Source organism: Candidatus Zixiibacteriota bacterium, from assembly GCA_018820315.1.
Lineage (GTDB): Bacteria > Zixibacteria > MSB-5A5 > JAABVY01 > JAHJOQ01 > JAHJOQ01.
The window spans coordinates 78,909-99,428 of record JAHJOQ010000073.1; the positions used below are offsets into that span (position 1 = coordinate 78,909).

The following is a 20,520-nucleotide window of genomic DNA, read 5'->3' on the forward strand; positions in this document are numbered from 1 at the left end:
CAAAGCCAGTGACTCAAGTAGCTGAAACATCAAACTGTTAATAAGGAGACATTATGGCCGGGCGAAGAGTACTGATAATGGGTGCCGCTGGGCGTGACTTCCACAACTTCAACACTTACTATCGCGACAATAAGAGTTACGAAGTAGTTGCGTTTACTGCGACTCAAATTCCTGACATTGAAGGTCGCAAGTACCCTGCCAAGCTTGCCGGTAAGCTCTATCCAAAGGGCATACCGATTGAATCAGAAGATAATCTGATCAAACTGATTGAGAAACACGATGTCGAGGACGTTGTCTTTTCATATTCCGACGTCACGTTCAATTACGTTATGGACAAAGCCTCCTGGGTTAACGCGGCGGGCGCGAATTTCGTTCTGCTCGGTAATGCTCAGACGATGATAGATTCGAAAGTTCCGGTTATTGCGGTGACAGCTATCAGAACCGGTTGCGGCAAATCACAGACCACTCGCCGTGTTTGCGAGATTCTCAAGGAACTCGGCAAGAAGGTAGTAGCGATCCGTCACCCGATGCCGTATGGCGATCTTGCAAAGCAGGCATGCCAGCGGTTCGCGAAACTCTCTGACCTGGACAAGCATGAGTGTACTATCGAAGAGCGGGAAGAGTACGAGCCGCATATCATGCGCGGGACGATAGTATACGCTGGTGTCGATTACGGCCAGATACTCAGGGAGGCCGAGAAAGAGGCAGACATTATCGTGTGGGATGGTGGCAACAATGACACCAGTTTCTATACGCCCGATCTGCAGATTACAGTGGTCGATCCGCATCGCCCGGGACACGAGGTTTCATATTACCCCGGACAGACCAACTTCGTAACGGCGGATGTGATTGTCATTAACAAGATAGATACCGCTGATCCATTTGATGTCGAGCAGGTTCGCGAGAACATAGCCCACTACAATCCCGAAGCGATAGTTATCGATGGCGCTTCGCCGGTAGTAGTGGAAGACCCGACTGTGATTCGCGACAAGCGCGTGCTGGTCGTCGAGGACGGCCCGACATTAACGCATGGCGAAATGCAGTTCGGCGCAGGTGTTGTTGCCGCACGCAAATTCGGCGCTGCCGAGCTTGTAGACCCGAGACCGTATCTAAAGGGATCGCTGGTCCAGACGTTTGAGAAGTACACTGACATCGGAGTGCTTCTTCCGGCCATGGGATACGGCGGTAAGCAGGTGAAGGATCTGGAAAAGACGATCAACGCCACGGAATGCGATGGCGTCGTAATCGGAACGCCGATCGATCTGAGACGAATCGTCAAAATCAAACATCCGACTACGCGCGTAACGTACGATCTTCAGGAGATCGGTTCACCGAATCTTCCGGAGGTTCTCAGCGGCTTTATAGAGGTAATGGGCAAGAAGAAACGGAAATGAAGTTTTCGTCGAAGACTGCTGTTGTCGCCCTTGGCGGCAATGCCATAACTAAGAAAGGCGTTCCCGATACCATCGCGAACCAGTTCGAACATACCCGCCAGTCTCTGGCGGGTATCGTTCCTCTTGCGAGGGACGGATTCAAGATTGCTATCACTCACGGGAACGGCCCTCAGGCTGGAAACGCGTTGCTCAGGGTGGAACTGGCCAGAGGCAAGGCGCCCATTCTACCCCTTGGGATCTGTGTCGCTGACACAGAGGGGGGCATGGGTTATATGATCGAGCAGTCGTTACAGAATCGACTGCGCAGGGAAGGAATCGAGAGGGACGTAGTCACCATCGTTACACAGGTTATCGTCGACAAGAATGATCCGTCGATCAAGAATCCCACGAAGTATCTTGGCCAGTTCTATACTCATGAAGAGGCGCGGCAGTTTGCCCGGGAACGCGGCTGGAAAGTGAAGAAAGATGGTGACAGGGGATGGCGGCGCGTGGTTGCATCTCCAATCCCGCTTACGACCGTGAATGCCAAGTCGATCAAGAATCTTGTTGCCAAAGGCATGATTGTGATAGCATCCGGCGGTGGTGGTGTTCCGGTTTACATTGATGAGAGCGGTGACTTCGAGGGGCTCGACGCCGTAATTGACAAGGATCGCGCCTCAGCAGTTCTTGCGAATGAAATTGGCGCGGACCTGTTGATCATTCTTACCAGTGTTGACAAAGTAGCACTCAATTTCGGAAAGCTCGATCAGAAGTTTCTCGACAGGGTTACCGTGGCTGAGATGAAAGAGTATTCCGAGAAAGAACATTTTCCGACGGGCAGCATGGGACCTAAGGTTGAGGCTGCGATCGGCTTCATAGAAAATGGTGGTAAGGAAGTTATCATAACTTCGATCGAGAAGGCTTACGAAGCTGTCAAAGGCGACGAGGGGACCAGGATAGTTGCGTGATGTGTCTGACAACGGTCGCGGAATGTGAATGTGTGATGACGGGACTCAAGAATGATATATTTGCTGCTCTGCTTGCTTGTGGCAGCGTCTACGAAGTAGGAGGATGCGTTCGCGACTCTCTGTTCGGGCGCGATGTGTCTGAGAAGGATCGCGATTATCTCGTTACCGGAATCCCTATTGATGAACTCATAGCATTACTCGGGCGATTCGGCAGGGTTGATGTTGTCGGGAAATCGTTCGGTGTGATCAAATTCACGCCGCGAGGCGATGGCGCGTCACCGGCTGCCACATACGACATTGCACTTCCGAGACGCGAATTCTCAACCGGCCTAGCTCACAGAGATTTCGAAGTCGATTTCGATCACATGATCCCGGTTGAGGAGGATCTCCTGCGGCGCGATTTTACCATCAATGCAGTCGCGCGAGATATGAAAACCGGAGCTTTGATCGACCCTGTCGGTGGTCAGCGAGACATTGCAACGCGAACGCTGAGGATGATCAGCCCTAATAGCTTCACTGATGATCCACTGAGGATTCTCAGAGGCATTCAATTTGCGGCGCGATTCGATCTCACGATCGAAGCGGAGACGATGCGCGCTATGCGCGAGCATGCGGATTTGATCACAACTGTAACGCCCGAGCGAATCGGTGAAGAGCTGAACAAACTTCTGACGAGAGCGAAGATGCCGTCAGTCGGTTTCCTGCTGATGCAGGAAATTGGTCTCCTCAAACTGATTCTGCCGGAGCTCCATGAGTCTGTCGGCGTCACGCAGCCGGGTGGATATCACGCGCACAATGTTTTCGAGCACTCACTCTATGCTGTCGATGCGGCGATCCCGACTCTGCGTCTCAGGTGGGCGGCGTTACTTCACGATGTGACGAAGCCGCAGTCAATGTGCGAGGTCGAGGGCGGCGTCACATTTTACGGCCACGAGACAAGCGGTGCCAGAGTGGCAAAGAAGGTGCTGAGGCGGCTTCGCTATCCCAATAACTTCGTTACAGAGGTCGCCACTCTGATAGACCAACATATGTTTTCGATTCCACCCTCAGATAAGGGCCTCCGTCGGCTTGTGCGTCGAACCGGCATTGATCTGATTTTCGATCTGCTCGATCTCAGACGCGCTGATGTTGTCGGTCAGGGAATGGGCAACAAGACTGATGATGTAGACGAGTTCGAGAAGCGAATCAAAGAGGAACTGGATCGAAAACCGCCGTTTTCCGTCAAGGATCTTGCAATTGGCGGAGATGATCTGATGATGCTGTTCAATATTCCCGAATCACCGATCATCGGAGATATTCTTTCCCATTTGTTGGAGATCGTGCTGGATGATCCTGAAAAGAATAAAGAAGAAATATTAGTAGAGACAGTCAAGGAATACTTGCATTCTGAGGAGACTCGATGAAAATTCATGAGTATCAGGCGAAGGATATCTTTGCACGTCACGGTATCCCCGTGCCGCCGGGAGAAGTCGTGACGACGCCGGAGGAAGCAAAACGCGTCGCCGAGAAAATAGGCAAAGCAGTAATGGTGAAATCGCAGGTGCATGTCGGTGGTCGCGGGAAGGCGGGTGGCGTGAAATATGCCGAAAACCCCGAAGCGGCTTTCCAACATGCCAGCAACATCCTGGGTATGGACATCAAAGGCCTGATAGTGAAGAAAGTGCTGATCACTGAGGCAGTCGATATCACTTCCGAGTCGTATGTCGGGATCATAATCGATAGATCGGCGAAGAAGCCTGTGTTCATGGTTTCTCCGGCAGGTGGAATTGACATTGAGCAGGTCGCCAAGGAGACGCCCGAGAGGATTTTCAAGCGGCATATCGATCCGCTTCTGGGAATGTCGATGTATGAGGCACGCGCGCTTGGATACAAGCTGTACGATGATCCAAAGCTGGTCAATCAGGCGGCGAAGATAATCCTGAAGCTGTATGAAGCTTTCATGGCGAGTGATGCATCTCTCGCTGAAATCAACCCTCTGATCACTACCTCGGAAGGTCAGGTGCTTGCGATCGATGCGAAGATCAACATCGATGACAACGGGCTGTTCCGTCATCCCGACATCGAAGCACTTCGCGATATGGATGCCGAAGACAAATCTGAGATGGATGCGCGCGATGCGGGCCTGTCATTTGTCAAGCTCGATGGCAACATCGGATGCATCGTCAACGGCGCAGGTCTGGCTATGGCTACTATGGATCTGGTTAAGTACTACGGTGGTGATCCGGCCAATTTCCTCGACATCGGAGGATCATCGAATCCCGAGAAGGTCGTCAATGCAATGAAAATAATTCTGCGTGATACGAACGTAAGAGCGATCCTGTTTAACATATTCGGCGGCATCACGCGCTGCGACGATGTCGCGACGGGAATCGTTGAAGCGATCAACAGGCTGCAGCCATCAGTTCCGATCGTCATCAGGCTGACCGGGACCAACGAAGAAGAGGCTCGCAGGATTCTCGAAGAAGTTAAGCTACCCGCAGCTACATCAATGGATGAGGTCGTCCAGAAGGCGATAGAAGTTGCGGGAATAAATTGACGTGGATGATCAAAAGAGATCAAATCGAATCGGCCAAATGAGGATTGTGGAACAAGAGGTCAGAGGTTAACATGAGCATATTCGTTGATGGAAAGACTAAGATCGTTGTGCAGGGAATAACCGGTCGTGACGGTTCATTCCATGCGAAACAGATGAAGGAATACGGTTCAAAGGTCGTCGCCGGTGTAACGCCGGGCAAGGGCGGCCAGAATCTCGACGGCATTCCGATTTTTAATACGGTTGAGGATGCGGTGAGAGCGACCGGCGCCAACACTTCGGTGATTTACGTTCCGGTGGCGTTTGCAATCGATGCAATCTATGAAGCAGCAGATGCTGGCGCGAAGCTAATCGTCTGCATTACCGAGGGTGTTCCGGCGAATGACATGCTGAATGTCTACAATTATCTGAAGGACAAAGACTGCCGCCTTATCGGCCCGAATTGCCCCGGAATCATCAGCCCCGGCAAGACGAAAGTCGGCATCATGCCTGGTCACATCAGCAAGCCTGGCAAGGTCGGAGTCGTATCACGCTCCGGCACGTTGACATATGAAGTCGTATACAATCTCACGCTCGCCGGGCTCGGTCAGTCGACCTGTATCGGAATTGGCGGCGATCAGATCATCGGGACGAATTTTATTGATTGTCTGGAAGCATTCCAGGCTGATCCGGCGACTGAAGCGATTGTCATGATCGGTGAGATAGGCGGCTCTGACGAAGAGGAGGCCGCTGCATACATCAAGAAGAACGTAACAAAGCCGGTCGTCTCGTTCATTGCGGGTCAGACTGCGCCTCCGGGGAAGCGCATGGGACATGCAGGCGCGATAATTTCCGGCGGTACCGGTACTGCTGCGGACAAGGTAAAGGCGTTGAATGCAGCCGGTATTCCAGTTGCTGAAACTCCGGCACAGGTCGCTACAGTCATGGCAGAGCTGATCGCAAAGTCCAAAGCGGCAAGAAAGAAGACTGCTAAGCCGGCAAAGAAGAAAGCAGCGAAGAAAACAGTCAAGAAGGTCGTGAAGAAAGTAGCTAAGAAGGCGGCTAAGAAGACTGTCAAAAAGGTTGCGAAAAAGAAGGCTGCAAAGAAGGCCCCCAAGGCTACAAAGAAAGTAGTCAAGAAGGTCTCAAAGAAGGCAGCGACCAAGAAGAAGTCTGTGAAGAAAGCTATCAAGAAAACTGCAAAGAAGATAACAAAGAAAACGTCCAAGAAGACGACCGCGCGCTCTCGTAAGACATCGGGCAAGCGCAAATAGGCCGCCGGGAGTTTGCAAATGACAGATAAACCGGAAAAAGCAGAAGAAAAGCCTCCAGAGAAGGTACAGACGGAGGCTGCGCCGGCCAAGAAGGGTAAAGGTGCTGGATCCGACGACCCTCTGACCATCTTCTACCACTGGTGTAAGGCGTGCAATATTTGCATAGCCTTTTGTCCTCAGAAGGTCTTCGAACCGGATCGAGATGGTAAGCCACAGATTGTACGTCCTCGGGATTGCTCCCAGTGTGCATTCTGTTGGCTGCACTGTCCTGACTTGGCGATAATTTCCAACGAGAAGTAGAGGAGCGGCAAATGAAGAGAGAAGTAAAACTGCTGCAAGGTAACGAAGCCTGTGTCGAAGGCGCTATCATGGCCGGCGTCCGCTTCTTCGGTGGATATCCCATCACACCCTCTACGGAAATCGCTGAGGGAATGGCGCGAAGACTGCCGCTGATCGGGGGACGTTTCGTCCAGATGGAGGATGAGATTGCCTCGATGGCATCGATTATAGGCGCATCATGTGCGGGTGTCAAGTCAATGACGGCGACGTCGGGACCTGGCTTCTCGCTGATGCAGGAGAACCTGGGCTACGCATACATAACCGAGACGCCTACCGTGATCGTTGACGTTCAGCGGGGTGGCCCTTCGACAGGCCTCCCGACTAAAGTGTCTCAGGCAGATACGATGCAGGCCGGATTCGGGACTCACGGCGACTATTATGCGATTGCGCTGGCTCCGTCGAGCGTGGAAGAGATTCTGTATGCGACGATAGAGGCTGTGAATCTGTCTGAGACGTACAGAACGCCTGTGATCCTGCTGCTTGATGAAGTGCTCGCGCATATGCGAGAGAAGGTAGAGATTCCATTTCCTGACGAGATTCAGGTAGTGAAGCGTAAACGCCCTACGGTACCGCCGGATTGGTACAAACATTTTGCAATCTCGGCGACCGGGGTTTCGGCGATGGCGAAGTTCGGTGATGGCTATCGCTTTAATATAACCGGGCTGACACACGATGAACTCGGATTTCCGACCGCGGTTCCTTCCGAAATCGCAGCCATGCTCGACAAGCTCAAACAGAAGATTGTCAAGAATGCTGAATTGACATGCCAGTTTGAGTACACCGAGATGGATGATGATCCAAATGTGGCTATATTCTCCTACGGGATCGTCGCTCGTGCAGCCAAGCAGGCCGTCATGATGGCCCGCGACCACAGGCTGAAAGTCGGTGCGATTCGACCCAAGGCAATCTGGCCGTTGGCAGCAAACACCCTGCGAAAGCGGCTGAAAAAGGTTAGAAAACTGATCGTAGCTGAACTGAACCAGGGACAACTTATCAATCAGATCAAACATCATGTGGACAGGCGGCACACCGAAATCATACCTCTTCAGAGATATGACGGTGAACTGATAACGCCCGCCCAGATTCTTCAAAAAGTCAAGGAGGTAAAGCATCATGGAACAGAAATCTGATGTAATTCATCGTTACCTCCGGCCGAAGAAGAAATTTCCGCATGTGTGGTGTTCCGGCTGCGGACTTGGAGTGATCCTCGGATCGCTGATTCGTTCGATCGACGCTCTGGAAATACCGAAAGACAATATTACAGTCTGTTCGGGCATTGGATGTTCGTCGCGTCTGCCGGTGTACGTCGATTTCAACACTCTGCACACCACGCACGGGCGTGCGATTGCTTTTGCAACGGGCGTGAAAGTCGCTAACGACCGTCTCAAAGTGATCGTAGTGACTGGTGACGGTGACTGCCTTGCAATTGGCGGCAACCACTTCATCCATGCCTGCCGCAGGAATATTGATATAACGGTGATTCTTGCGAATAACTGGATATACGGCATGACAGGCGGTCAGTATTCGCCGACGACACCGACGACCAAGTTTGGCTCTACTGCGCCATATGGGAACCTCGAGCAACCATTCGATCCGGCCAAACTGGCGATTGCGTCGGGCGCTGCCTACGTTGCGCGCACGACGGTATATCACGTCGATCAGATGGACAAGATGATTAAAGGTGCCCTTGCTAAGAAGGGCTTCTCTGTCGTTGAGGTGATCTCGAACTGTCATACCTACTTCGGGCGCCTGAACCGCGCAGGTGATGCTGTCCAGATGCTCGACTGGATGAAGAAGCATGCCATGCCGATCCAGGCCGCGAGGAAGCTTCCTCCGGAGAAGATGGAAGGCAAGTTCGTGACGGGTCTCCTTCACGATGAAGAGAAGGATGAGTATTGCGAGAAGTACGCTCGTCTGGTCGATGAACTTATGAACAAGTCTGGAGCGAGGTAGTACGATGCCGGATAAAACCAAACATGCCGTCGGTTCCGACCGATTTGAGATACGCCTTTCCGGCTCAGGTGGTCAGGGTCTGATCCTTGCCGGAGTCATTCTGGCTGAGGCTATAGGGACAATCGACGGGAAGAATGTCACACAAACGCAGTCCTATGGACCTGAAGCTCGTGGCGGAGCGTCGAGAGCCGACGTCGTTGTATCGAAAGATGAGATTTATTATCCTAAGACGATGAAGCTCGACTTGCTTCTTGCGCTGACTCAGGAGGCGTGTGACACGTATTTCCATGATCTGAAGGATGGCGGAATTTTCATGATTGATTCTCATATGGTGACACAGCCACCTACTCCCAATTGCTATGGATTCCCGTTTGTGCAGCTTGCGAAAAGCGAGATCGGCGTTGCTATGGTAGCCAACGTAATTTCGCTCGGTGCAATATGCGAGCTGACAGGAATCGTTTCGAAGCACGCGTTGACGGAAATAGTAAAGAAACGTGCCCCGAGAGGAACCGAGGAGAAGAACCTCAAGGCTCTCGAGCTCGGATTCAAGATTGCGCGCGAATACAAGAACGCGTAAGAAGCTGGAGCGATGGAGAAGAAGCTGCTGATAATCAAGCCTGATTTGACCGAGACTGCAAAGGCTGAGATATCGTTTTTCTTTGGAGATTTCTGAGACGGAATCAACGGATGATGACAATTAGAATTCCATATGGCGACGACAAGCTGGAGATCACCGTGCCGGATGAACACTTTGGCGGATTGATCGAACAGAAGCGTCAGGTAGCTGCGAGGAACGTGTCATCTCTCATCAAGGATTCGCTCGCTGCTGATCGACTTGGAGAGTTTCTCGGAGATTCGACCAGAGTTCTTGTTGTTGTGAATGACTCCTATCGGTGGACGCCATCGCATCTTGTGCTCGCGGAGCTGAGTCAATACTTGAGAAAGATTTCAGACGTGCGATTAATCGTGGCAACCGGCCTGCACAGAAAGCCTACTGATTCCGAAATCGACAGGATTCTGGGAGATGGGTGCGATATTTCCCGGTCCGGGATCGCATACTCAGATGCGTACGACGCAGATCAATTCGACTGCATCGGCAAGTGGAGGAGCGGCAAAGATGTTCTTGTGCACAAGCTGTTCGGCTGGGCTGAGAAGGTGATTGTGATCAGCTCCGTGGAACCGCACTACTTTGCTGGTTTCTCAGGCGGCCCGAAGTCTTTTGTACCCGGACTCGCGCACAAGAGTACTATTGAAGCGAATCACTCTCTCGCTGTCAGCAGTGACTGCCAGCCTTGCATTCTCGAGGGCAACCCTTTTGCAGAGTCGCTCAGGGAGGCTGTCGATCTGCTCGATTTGTCGAGAGTCTACGCGATTCAGCTCGTCTTGAACACGCACGAGGATGTTGTTGGCGTGTTCACCGGCGATCTGTGGAGCAGTTTCGGCCGGGCGGTCGATTGCGCGAGATCGGTATTCGTCGAGAAAGTCGATCGTCAGTATCCGGTTGTAGTTGCAGTCAATTCGCCTCCGCTTGACAGGAATCTCTATCAGATGCAGAAAGTGTATGAGAATACGAAAGGTTTGGTGATGGATGGAGGTTCGATCATTGTCGTCTCGAAATGCCAGGAAGGCGTCGGCAATGATGAGTTCCTGAATCTCGCCGCCAAGTATCCTGAGCCTCAGGATGTTCTTAACGCCAAGGTCGAGGGATGGAGTCTCGGTTTCCACAAGCTGTACAGAACTGCGTTGGCGAAGAAAAGAATCAGCATATTTGCCAAGACTGATGTCGATCCGGAAATTGTCCGACGTGTGTATCTCGATCCGATCGATGATCTGCAGTCGAAGATCAATGAAGAATTAGAGAAGTTTGGAAAAGAGTCAAAGGTAATGTTTATATTGGATGCAGGCCATGTCGTTCCACACGTGGATCGGGCCGCATAGTATCAAACGGAACAGGAGGATTTCATGCGAAGGAAAGTAGCAGTTATAGGAGCGGGTAACGTTGGTGCATCGGTTGCTCAGTATCTTGCTCAGAAGAACCTGTGCAACATAGTGCTTGTCGATATTCCCGAGAAAGAAGGCATGCCTGCCGGTAAGGCGCTCGATCTTATGCAGGCCGGTCCGATCGATAACTACGATTGCAGTGTAGTTGGTACGTTCGACTTTGCGGAAATCAAGGATTCCGACATTGTCGTCGTCACATCCGGTCTCGCTCGCAAGCCGGGCATGTCTCGCGAAGATCTTCTCAAGGCCAATGCAGCGATCATCAAATCTGTTTCTGAGAATGTTGCCAAGCACGCCCCCCAATCGATGGTCATCATGGTTGCGAATCCGCTCGATCTGATGACGTATCATGCCTGGAAGGTGACCGGATTCCCGACCAACCGCGTATTCGGTCAGGCCGGCATTCTCGATTCCATTCGTTTCCGTACGTTTGTCGCGATGGAGCTCGGCGTGTCCGTAAATGACACACAGGCGATGGTGCTCGGCGGCCACGGCGACACAATGGTACCGGTTCCGTCATACACGACCGTTGCCGGCATCCCGATCACTGAGTTGCTTCCTGCGGATCGCATCCAGGCTATCTGCGATCGCACCAGAACGGGTGGCGGCGAAATCGTCAAGCTGCTCAAGACCGGATCGGCATACTATGCTCCGGCGCGCGCTGCCGTCGATATGGTCGAGTCAGTTCTTTCAGATCGCAAGAGAGTTTTGCCATGCTCGGCGTACCTAACCGGCCAGTATGGTCTCAAAGATGTCTACATCGGTGTCCCGTGCGTTCTCGGTGCCAACGGTGTAGAGAAGATCTTCGAACTCAAGCTCAGCGTAGCGGATCTTGAGCTTCTGCAGAAGTCAGGCAACACTTACAAAGAGCATCTGAAAGAGCTGGGATATTAGCTCGAATTGAAAGGAACCGCTGAATGAATTACAAGATGTTGAAACCGCCGACCAACGGTGACAGAATCACTGTTGAAGGTGGTAAGCTGAATATACCAAACAAGCCAATTATCCCGGTGATCGAAGGCGACGGCATCGGGCGCGATATCATGAAGGCGACTCGCAGAGTGGTGGATGCCGCTGTCGAGAAGACTTTCGGCGACGAGAAGAAAATCGTCTGGTTTGATGTCTATGCCGGTGAGAATGCGAATGCGAAATATGGCGAATGGATGCCGGAGGATACGTTCGATGCCATTCGTGAGTATATCGTTGCACTCAAAGGCCCGCTTACGACTCCGGTCGGTGGTGGATTCAGAAGCCTGAACGTGACACTTCGTCAGGTTCTCGAACTCTACGCCTGTGTGCGTCCGGTCAGATACTTCGAAGGTGTCCCATCGCCGGTCAAGCATCCCGAAGACATGAATGTCGTCATATACCGTGAGAACACCGAGGATGTCTATGCAGGTATCGAATGGCAGCAGGGTACGGCTGAAGTCAAGTCGGTCATCGATTTTCTGAACAACACTTTCAAGTTGAACATTCGCGCCGATTCCGGAATCGGAATCAAGCCGATTTCGATCACGGGTACTGAGCGGCTGGTGAAAAAGGCGATCAATTTCGCGATCGACAAGAAGCACTCATCGGTCACGCTGGTACACAAAGGGAACATCATGAAGTTCACCGAAGGTGCTTTCCGTGACTGGGGATACAAGCTCGCAGCGCGCGAATTCGCAAACGAGACAGTTTCCGAGGATGATCTCTGGTCGAAATTCGACGGTAAAGCGCCTGATGGCAAGATCGTCGTCAAGGATCGTATTGCCGATTCGATGTTCCAGCAGATTCTGACCCGTACGAAAGAGTACGACGTTATCTGTACGCCGAACCTCAACGGCGATTATCTCTCCGATGCTTGCGCTGCGCAGGTCGGTGGGCTCGGTATGGCTCCCGGAGCCAATATCGGCGACCATATCGGACTGTTCGAAGCTACTCACGGCACTGCTCCGAAGTATGCCGACAAGGATATGGTCAACCCGGGATCGCTGATTCTCTCGGCTTGCATGATGCTCGAGTATCTCGGCTGGGATGATGCTTCGAAGAAGATATATGATGCAATTCAGGAGACGATCAAGAAGAAGACGGTAACGTATGATCTTGAGCGTCAAATGAGCGGTGCGACAAAGTTGTCGACTTCCGAGTACGGAACGCAGATCATCAAGAATCTGAAGTAGCCCCCTATTTCGAACTTGTTCGATATAGAGCGCCGACCGGTCTTGTACCGGTCGGCGTTTCTTGTTTGTGTGATGCGAACCGCGATCAGAGATCACGGCCACACGGGACTGTGGCAGCCTCTGGAGATCTGCCGCCCACTGCAATGCGATCACCGATGCTTTCGGTTCGCTACACCTGACCAGAAAATATTCTGGTAGATTGAGGGTGGTGGGCTTATATTCGCTCCAGAGTGACTGGAATACTAGTGCATGGGTGTCGCAATTGGCTGATCTCAGAACCGCAAACATGATCTCCTGGCATTCAGTGCTATCGCTGGCATTGATCTATACAATAATCGTATTCGCATCTGTTCTTGTGGAGCCGGCTAAGATTGCTGCAGTGGTGATTGTACTTGCTCTTGTCGCCGGAGTCGGAATCATCCGGCACGGCTTCCTATATTTGCTTCTCGCTGCCTTCGCATTTGAGTGGCTTATACGGTTTGGGAGCGGCTACGACGCTGTCAGCTACGCCATAGAATTCTCGATGGCAGGTGTTGCTGCTGCAGGGCTGTTCTTCAGGGGAGAACGGTTTGCACTGCCCCCCTCCAAGGTGCTGACTTCGTTCTTGATTCTCTTCGGGTGGATCATTTTCAGGACTCTGTTCGCAATGAACTTGAATCATGCTCTTAGGGGATTCGTGTTTCTCCTGATGCCTTTACTCATCTTTATGCTCTCGTATCAACTTCTCAGAGCGAGAGACATATTCAGGAATATCCTGATTTTTCAACTAGTTCTAGCGATTGCGTTCGTCCTCGCCGGAGTCTCAGAGCACATTATCGGAGGACTCTCCAGATTGTGGCTGGTAAACATGAAGCCCAATGCCGTTGCAGGATACACCTATATCGCTGCATCGATATCATTGTTCTCAATCGACTATTTCAGAAACAAGTCTCTGAAGCTCTTGTCGCTGCTGGCGCTGATTGGTTTGGCGTATGTGATCGTTCTAACCGGATCACGTTCAGCGATGTTTGCGCTGGCAACCTTCTGCACGGTTTATCTCTGGTTCAGCGGTCGCAAGAAACTCGTAGTAGTCGGTTACAGTGCTGTCTTTGCCGGAATAGCATTAATCCTATTGTCGGGGATTTTCTCAGATACAATCACACAGGTTTCACGAATACTGAGGCTGGCCAGCGGCCTGACGATGCGCGATGAACTCTGGAGGTCCGCAATGAACTTGATATCCGACTATCCGTTGGCGGGAGTCGGGACGAGTTGTGTCGGCACGGTATTCTCGGATTATGTGCGCTGGACGGACCCAAGAGTCATTTTGCTGGCACACGGTCCAGCCGAGGCGGGAATAATACATAACGGAATTCTGAACATGACCGCCCAATTCGGACTGATTGGCGCGGCACTGACACTCTGGACGCTGGCTGCATCATTCAGCTATATATTCAGAATTCGCCGTCAACTGACCGGAGAAATGCATCGACTGTCGTCATTTGTTATTGCTGCCATCGTCGCTATCATGGCGCATGGTCTCTTCGAAAATAGAATACCGTTCGGAGTATTCGTCAATGACTCGATGTTTGCCATCTTCGTTGCCGGTGCGTTTAGCCAAATGATTTCAAAAACTTCGGATCGAGTCAGACATGACCCAGGACCACCTGATATTCCTCCCGGCCCGGAGTAAATAGTTGGAATGGTACCTTTACATCGCAGTCGTCGCTGCCGGATTCATTGCCGGATTCATAAACACACTTGCCGGTAGTGGCTCGTTGATCACGCTGCCGCTCCTGATCTTCCTCGGCCTTCCCGCAAATGTTGCCAACGGAACCAACCGTGTCGCCATACTGCTTCAGAACGTTGTTTCCGTTAGCAGTTTCCGAAGGCAGAAAGTGCTCGATATTCGTCGCGGACTGATACTCGCGGCACCGGCAGTGATTGGAGCGATCATCGGAGCTCAGATCGCCGTCATACTCGACGAAGAGATGATGCGCAAAGCCATCGGGCTGCTTATGGTCGTGATGCTTTCGGTGATGATCGTCCGTCCAAAGAGATGGCTGGTGGGGCGGCCGGAATCTGCCGTTGGACGCCTGAGCTGGATTCAGATTCTCACCTTCTTTGGAATTGGAGCTTACGGTGGCTTCATCCAGGCCGGAGTCGGGATATTTCTGCTTGCAGGATTGGTGCTGAGCGCTGGCTACGACTTGGTCCGTGCCAATGCTGTGAAAGTGCTCATAGTGTTCTGTTTTACTCCTCTTGCGCTGGTGGTGTTTCTCATCAATGGGCAAGTTGACTGGTCGGTAGGATTGATCCTGGCTGTTGGGAATATGTCAGGTGCGTGGGTTGCTGCAAGAATGGCAGTTAAGCGAGGCGCCGCTTTTGTCCGCTGGCTGCTAATGGCGGTTGTCATAATATCTGCATCGGTGTTTTTGGGTTTGTTTGATCTTATCAAGGGGTTATTTTGATGGCAAGGCATTGTTCGCAGGAATGAAACGGCACTCAGGGAGAGAAGATGGCCTACAGCATCACGAAGATCGCTATCGGATGCGATCATGCAGGATATGAGTATAAAGAGAAGATCAAGAAGTACCTCGGAGACAGGGGACTTGAGGTCGCCGATTTCGGCACGAATTCAGAAGAGTCGGTCGGCTATCCGGTCTTCATCAGGCCGGTTGCTGAGGCGGTCGCACGTGGTGAATTTCCCGCCGGAATAGTGCTCGGCGGCAGTGGCAATGGTGAAGCTATGGTAGCCAACAAAGTGAAGGGGATCAGGTGTGCTGTCTGCTGGAGCGAGGATTCTGCGCGGCTGGCAAAAGAGCACAACAACGCAAACATGATATCTCTGGGACAGCGGCTGATCGCGCCCGATATGATTCTGAAAGTAGTCGATGCATGGCTGATGGCCGAGTTCGAAGGAGGCCGTCATGTAAAACGAATCAATCAGATAGAGGGAGACTGAGATCACCACAAGATAAGGCTCGTTGGGGGAGTATCTGATTGCACTTGACCAGAACGGCTGATTGTTTTAATATGGAGCACCATGCCAGATAAAGAGCACATAGACTACAGTTCGGCCGGTGTCGATCTTGACCGGGCCGGTGCTGCAACCGAGAAAATCAAGTCTCTGGCTGCGGCGACATTCACCAAGAACGTGATGGGCAAGTTTGGTGGATTCGGCGGGGCATTTAAATTCGACACGAAGGCAATCGCGGACCCAATACTCATATCAAGTTGCGACGGTGTCGGCACCAAACTGAAGATCGCATTCATGACCGGCATTCACAGCACTGTCGGCGCCGATTTGGTGAATCACTGCATTGACGACATAGCGGTTTGCGGTGCCGAACCATTGTTCTTCCTCGATTATATCGGCACGGGACAGCTCGATCCCGATATGATCGAGCAGATTGTTAAAGGATTCGCCACTGCCTGCCTGAAAGCCGGAATCGCCCTGATCGGCGGCGAGACAGCTGAGATGCCCGATTTCTATAAGCGAGGAGAGTATGATCTCGCGGGCTTCATAGTGGGAGTGGTTGGTTCGGGTGAAGTCATTGACGGTTCCGGAATCACTGACGGTGATGTGGTGATCGGTTTCCCCTCGGTTGGATTGCATACCAATGGATACTCGCTTGCCCGTAAGGTATTTTTCGATGTGGCGAAATGGAAAGTAGATAGAAAAGTCGAGGAGTTCGGCAGGACTCTCGGCGAGGAGCTTCTTGTTCCGCATTATTCCTATCTGGAAGAAATTCGTGCTCTGAAGAGGCTCGGGGTAAAGGGAATGGCTCACATCACTGGAGGGGGCATTCCGGGTAACCTGAACAGGATAATCCCTGACGGTCTCTGCGCCAAGGTCGAAGTTGGGAATCAGGAGATTCCTCCGATATTTAGCCTCATGCAGAAGCTCGGCAACATCGAGACCAGGGAAATGTATCGAGCCTTTAATATGGGCATCGGCCTGGTCGCTGTCCTTAGCCGCGAACAGGCCACGAGTATTCTCGATGATGGCAGTCTCCAAGCGAAGCCACTTGAGATCGGAAGGATTGCGACCGGTACGTCACCTGTTGAGTTGATCTATCTCACATAAGTCCTCCCGTAGTCAGTCGCCCACTTTTTGATTGCATGGTGCATCTTTCTTGCCCTAATTGCCTAATCGACAGCGACAGTTGTGATCCTCGGAGGAAGTAGGCGGAATAGGATGGCTCGTGCTTCGAATATACAACTACATTAGCTCGTTTGTCACCGATCGCGACAAGAGGCTGATCCTGGTAGCCGCACTTCTCCTTTCAGCCGGGTTTGCGCCGCTTCCATTTGGGTTTCTTGCATATATCTGCCTGATCCCGCTTTTCTTCGTTGCCAAAGGCAAATCGTTCAAGCGCGGATTCCAGCTCGGTTATCTCCTCGGGTTTGAGATCAGTCTGTTCAGTCTGAATTGGGTTACAGCCTTTGCCTTCAATGCCGGCAGCGGGTTGAAGTTCATCAATCCCTTCATCGCAGCGACAATCTCCGGAGTTCTCGGATTTCTTGGCATGACTGTCTTTCATGCGTTATATTATGCTGTCATTATGGGAGCCTTCTGCTGGCTTCTGAATCGTCGCAGGGTTTTCATTGTCTCGCTTCCGTTCATATGGGCTGCCGTCGAGTACGTTCGCACGCTGTCGCAGTTCGCGTTTCCCTGGACTAATCTCGGCTATACACAGTCGTATTACCTGCCCCTTATCCAGACTGCTGATCTCTGGGGTGACATCGGGATATCTTTCTGGATAGCAATCGTGAATCTGCTGCTGTACTTTGCGTGGCGCGCGAGACGCAGTCTCAAGCGAGCAACCGTACCAGTAGTTGGCATTGCGCTACTGTTCGTGGGGGCATTGGCGTATGATTCCGGTCCCGTTGACTACGATCCAGATATCAAGGTGGCAATGCTGCAGGGGAGTTTCCCGCTCAAGATCAAGTGGAACAGGGCAATGCGAGACCACAACTTCCAGGTCTACGATAGCCTTACAAGAGCCGCTCATGCCGAGGGTGCCGATTTGATTGTCTGGCCGGAAACGGCAGCTCCCATGTATCTCGCGCAAGAGCCGTATTACTACGCCTGGGCGCAGCAGCTTGCAGTGAGTCTGCAAACTTACATGCTTGTCGGCACGCTTGCATCCGACCAGAATCCTGCTGGAGAGCGTAGAGCTTTCAACGCCTGCTATCAGTTCACCCCTGAGGGACAAACGCAGATTCCGTACAAAAAGATGGAGCTTGTTCCATTCTCGGAGCGAGTTCCTTATGCTGATTATTTTCCTCTCATCAAGAAGATCGACCTGGGACAGTCAGATTTCTCCGCCGGCGACACACTTTTGCTTTTCGAGCATCACAAGGGCAAATATGCCTGTCTGATCTGCTTCGAGTTGACTTTCTCCGATCTTGTCAGAAGATTTGTTATCGAAGGTGCGGAGTTCTTCGTCGCGATAACAAATGATACATGGTTCGGCAGAACTGCCGGACCTTACCAGCATATGCAGATGGCTTCGTTCCGCGCCATTGAGAACAGGACATGGATTGGCCGCTCCGCGAATTCGGGATTCTCGTTTACAGTTGATCCATACGGAAGAAAGCACGGGCGTAGCGATCTTGAAGTCAGAACGATTGTGTACGGCGAGATTGGGAGAATTGCGGAGAAGACCTTCTTCACTACTCATGGATTCTGGTTGCCGCAACTCTGTCTTGTCGTGACTTTTTTGTTTCTTTTGGCAGGTTTGATTGTTAAACTAATCAGGTACTGATATGCGTCTGATAATAGCAATAATTGCGGCTCTTACGCTGGTATTTCTATGGACTTCCAGTCCGGAAGCGATCTCGTGGAAGACCTACACCGATTCACGGAAAGTCAATTCGATACTCGAGTATGGAGGAGAATTGTGGGCTGGGACCGGCGGTGGTGTGCTGCGATTTCATCCCGATGGTTCCAACCTGATCCAGTACACGAATTCCGAAGGGCTCGGAGATAATACGATAAGCTCTGGCATAGCTGCCGGCGGCTACATCTGGTTTGGATCGGATACTGGAAAGCTATCGCGATTCGATCCCTCTGATGGCAGCTGGCGAATCTTCGTACTTCGCGATCGAGATGGCAACAGCATCGCAATTCATGATATGGAGACCTCGGCCGATTTCCTCTGGCTTGCTACCGATATTGGAGTCAGCAAGTTTGACATGTTTCGCAATGGTGGAGAGATAAAGGAGACTTACCGTCGATTGGGCGATTTGACCGTTGAATCGCCTGTTGTTTCAGTATTCATCGAGGGAAGCGTCATTGTAGCCGCAAGTCTTGAAGGGCTCTCTATTGCTGATATCAGCGACGAGTTCCTTCAGGATTTCACCCACTGGAGCTCAGTGACTGAGGCGAATTCTGTCGACTTTGCCAGTGGGGATATCACGTCTGTTGCGATCCTGAGTGGTGTCTATGTAGTTGGATCTACTTCCGGGCTGTACACAGTCATCGAGGTGGACGGTGCATATTTATGGGAAAGAGTCGGTTTGGCGAATGCTGCCGTCAGACAGATACGAAGTGATACAGGGCAGCTTCGGATTACGGCGACTTCCGGCATCTACACTTACGATGGTGCGTCACTGGATCAGCATGATCTCACCGGATTGCCGGATGTCACCCTCAGGACTTCGGTAATTGCAGGTGACAACGTTATCGTCGGCACGGAGGAACAGGGTCTTTTCATCAGTTCGACCGGCTGGACGAATGTCCTGGTTGGCGGTCCGGCATCCAACGCGATTGTTGATGTGGCTGCCGACAGCAAAGGAACAATATGGACCGTTCTTAAGCCGCCGTTTGTATCCAGCTTCGATGACGATCAGTGGGCGCATATTACGCTGCCTGTTTCTGACGCTGGACAGTGGGCACTTGAGGTGGATCATAACGATGATATCTGGGTGAGTACCTGGCAGAATGGCGCATTGCGCCTTCATGGTGATTCGCTAATCAAGTACGACACAACCAATAGTTCGCTGTACGGTAATGGGGATGCGGATGGAGAGAACTATATCGTGCTGCGAGATCTCGATGTCGATGAAGCGGGGAGAATCTGGTTTCCGTGCTACCGAGGGTATCCGATGCGGCCTGTCAGCTTCTATGATCCCGCCACGGACAGATGGGATTACTACACCAATCTGGAGGGGCTGACCGATCACTTCATAATTTCGATTCACGTTGTCGATGGAATCCTCTGGACCGGATACGAGAATGCGGGTCTATACCGCACCACCTTAGGCAGTGATCCCTTTGATCATTCGGATGTTTCCAGCCGACTGTATACAACGCTGGAGAATCTGCCTTCTGACGATATCAGAGTTATTTCAAGTGATCTGAACGGTACGGTCTGGGTAGGAACCAACGCCGGACTGGCATATTTCGATGAAGGAATAGACAGATTCATACGGGTTGAACTGCCATCCGGAGCAGGTCCGCAGATAAATGCTATCGAGATTGACCCAAGGAATAACCTATGGATAGGGACGTCAAACAGCCTGGTATCGCTCACCGCCGATGGATCGGGATTCGAAGTCTTCACCACTGCCAACAGCAACATAGCAGGCAATGAAATCACGTCGTTGCATTACGCTGATGATGGTTTTCTGTGGATCGGAACTTCCTCCGGTTTATCGCGACTTGACTACGCGATTGGAATTCTGACTACTCAGGTGGATGAAGTCCTAGCTTATCCAAGTCCGTTTCTGGTCCCGGATCATGGGAAAGTCTTCTTCAACTTCGAAGGAGTGGCAGATGTATCGATCTACACTCTTGCAGGTGAGCTGGTGGCGGAGACGTCTACATCGCGTGGCTGGGATGGCAGCAACGATAGTGGTGAACTGGTTGCCGGAGGTCTGTATCTCTTTTACATAGTGACTCCGAACGGCGAGAGTCATACAGGCAAGATAGCCCTTGTTCGCAAGTAG

17 protein-coding genes and 1 pseudogene are annotated in these 20,520 nt (G+C 51.8%); all 18 read left to right on the forward strand.

Translation table 11 applies throughout. The features are described from left to right. The first annotated feature begins 53 nt into the window (after positions 1–53). The 18 genes and pseudogenes from KKH67_06835 to KKH67_06920 all read left to right on the forward strand — a co-directional run bounded on the left by KKH67_06835 (position 54) and on the right by KKH67_06920 (position 20,520). Positions 54–1,394 (forward strand): cyclic 2,3-diphosphoglycerate synthase, encoded by a 1,341-nt coding sequence (locus KKH67_06835; GenBank protein ID MBU1318900.1) that lies wholly within the window; start codon positions 54–56, stop codon positions 1,392–1,394. Then, a complete protein-coding gene (arcC, locus tag KKH67_06840; protein MBU1318901.1) occupies positions 1,391–2,341 on the forward strand; it encodes a carbamate kinase in 951 nt (316 codons plus the stop codon). Before KKH67_06835 ends, arcC begins: the two co-directional genes overlap by 4 nt. Further along, complete coding sequence (locus KKH67_06845; GenBank protein ID MBU1318902.1) at positions 2,341–3,744, forward strand: CCA tRNA nucleotidyltransferase; 1,404 nt, start codon at positions 2,341–2,343, stop codon at positions 3,742–3,744. Before arcC ends, KKH67_06845 begins: the two co-directional genes overlap by 1 nt. Continuing rightward, entirely contained in the window at positions 3,741–4,877 is a 1,137-nt protein-coding gene (gene sucC, locus KKH67_06850) for an ADP-forming succinate--CoA ligase subunit beta (GenBank protein ID MBU1318903.1), read from the forward strand. Before KKH67_06845 ends, sucC begins: the two co-directional genes overlap by 4 nt. A 71-nt stretch (positions 4,878–4,948) precedes the next feature. Beyond that, a pseudogene (gene sucD / locus KKH67_06855) lies at positions 4,949–5,962 on the forward strand (succinate--CoA ligase subunit alpha). A 183-nt stretch (positions 5,963–6,145) separates the two neighbouring features. Beyond that, complete coding sequence (locus tag KKH67_06860; protein ID MBU1318904.1) at positions 6,146–6,427, forward strand: 4Fe-4S ferredoxin; 282 nt, start codon at positions 6,146–6,148, stop codon at positions 6,425–6,427. An 11-nt stretch (positions 6,428–6,438) separates the two neighbouring features. Beyond that, positions 6,439–7,596: a 2-oxoacid:acceptor oxidoreductase subunit alpha gene (locus KKH67_06865; GenBank protein ID MBU1318905.1), complete on the forward strand. Its 1,158-nt coding sequence runs from the start codon at positions 6,439–6,441 to the stop codon at positions 7,594–7,596. After that, the gene (locus KKH67_06870; protein ID MBU1318906.1) at positions 7,580–8,419 is read left to right on the forward strand and encodes a 2-oxoacid:ferredoxin oxidoreductase subunit beta; all 840 of its coding nucleotides are present in this window, start codon (positions 7,580–7,582) and stop codon (positions 8,417–8,419) included. Before KKH67_06865 ends, KKH67_06870 begins: the two co-directional genes overlap by 17 nt. A 4-nt stretch (positions 8,420–8,423) precedes the next feature. Then, the gene (locus tag KKH67_06875; GenBank protein ID MBU1318907.1) at positions 8,424–8,996 is read left to right on the forward strand and encodes a 2-oxoacid:acceptor oxidoreductase family protein; all 573 of its coding nucleotides are present in this window, start codon (positions 8,424–8,426) and stop codon (positions 8,994–8,996) included. Between the two features lie 110 nt (positions 8,997–9,106). After that, complete coding sequence (gene larA / locus KKH67_06880) at positions 9,107–10,357, forward strand: nickel-dependent lactate racemase (GenBank protein ID MBU1318908.1); 1,251 nt, start codon at positions 9,107–9,109, stop codon at positions 10,355–10,357. Between the two features lie 24 nt (positions 10,358–10,381). Then, complete coding sequence (mdh, locus tag KKH67_06885) at positions 10,382–11,314, forward strand: malate dehydrogenase (GenBank protein MBU1318909.1); 933 nt, start codon at positions 10,382–10,384, stop codon at positions 11,312–11,314. 23 nt (positions 11,315–11,337) lie between these two features. Beyond that, on the forward strand, positions 11,338–12,582 hold the full coding sequence (icd, locus tag KKH67_06890) for an isocitrate dehydrogenase (NADP(+)) (GenBank protein MBU1318910.1): 1,245 nt from the start codon (positions 11,338–11,340) through the stop codon (positions 12,580–12,582). 262 nt (positions 12,583–12,844) lie between these two features. Continuing rightward, on the forward strand, positions 12,845–14,254 hold the full coding sequence (locus tag KKH67_06895; GenBank protein MBU1318911.1) for an O-antigen ligase family protein: 1,410 nt from the start codon (positions 12,845–12,847) through the stop codon (positions 14,252–14,254). A 4-nt stretch (positions 14,255–14,258) separates the two neighbouring features. After that, positions 14,259–15,032 (forward strand): sulfite exporter TauE/SafE family protein, encoded by a 774-nt coding sequence (locus KKH67_06900; GenBank protein ID MBU1318912.1) that lies wholly within the window; start codon positions 14,259–14,261, stop codon positions 15,030–15,032. A 47-nt stretch (positions 15,033–15,079) separates the two neighbouring features. Beyond that, entirely contained in the window at positions 15,080–15,526 is a 447-nt protein-coding gene (gene rpiB, locus KKH67_06905) for a ribose 5-phosphate isomerase B (protein MBU1318913.1), read from the forward strand. A gap of 81 nt (positions 15,527–15,607) precedes the next feature. Then, positions 15,608–16,651, forward strand: a complete 1,044-nt coding sequence (purM, locus tag KKH67_06910; GenBank protein MBU1318914.1) for a phosphoribosylformylglycinamidine cyclo-ligase — start codon at positions 15,608–15,610, stop codon at positions 16,649–16,651. Between the two features lie 118 nt (positions 16,652–16,769). Further along, the gene (lnt, locus tag KKH67_06915) at positions 16,770–18,335 is read left to right on the forward strand and encodes an apolipoprotein N-acyltransferase (protein ID MBU1318915.1); all 1,566 of its coding nucleotides are present in this window, start codon (positions 16,770–16,772) and stop codon (positions 18,333–18,335) included. Between the two features lies 1 nt (position 18,336). Beyond that, entirely contained in the window at positions 18,337–20,520 is a 2,184-nt protein-coding gene (locus tag KKH67_06920; GenBank protein ID MBU1318916.1) for a hypothetical protein, read from the forward strand.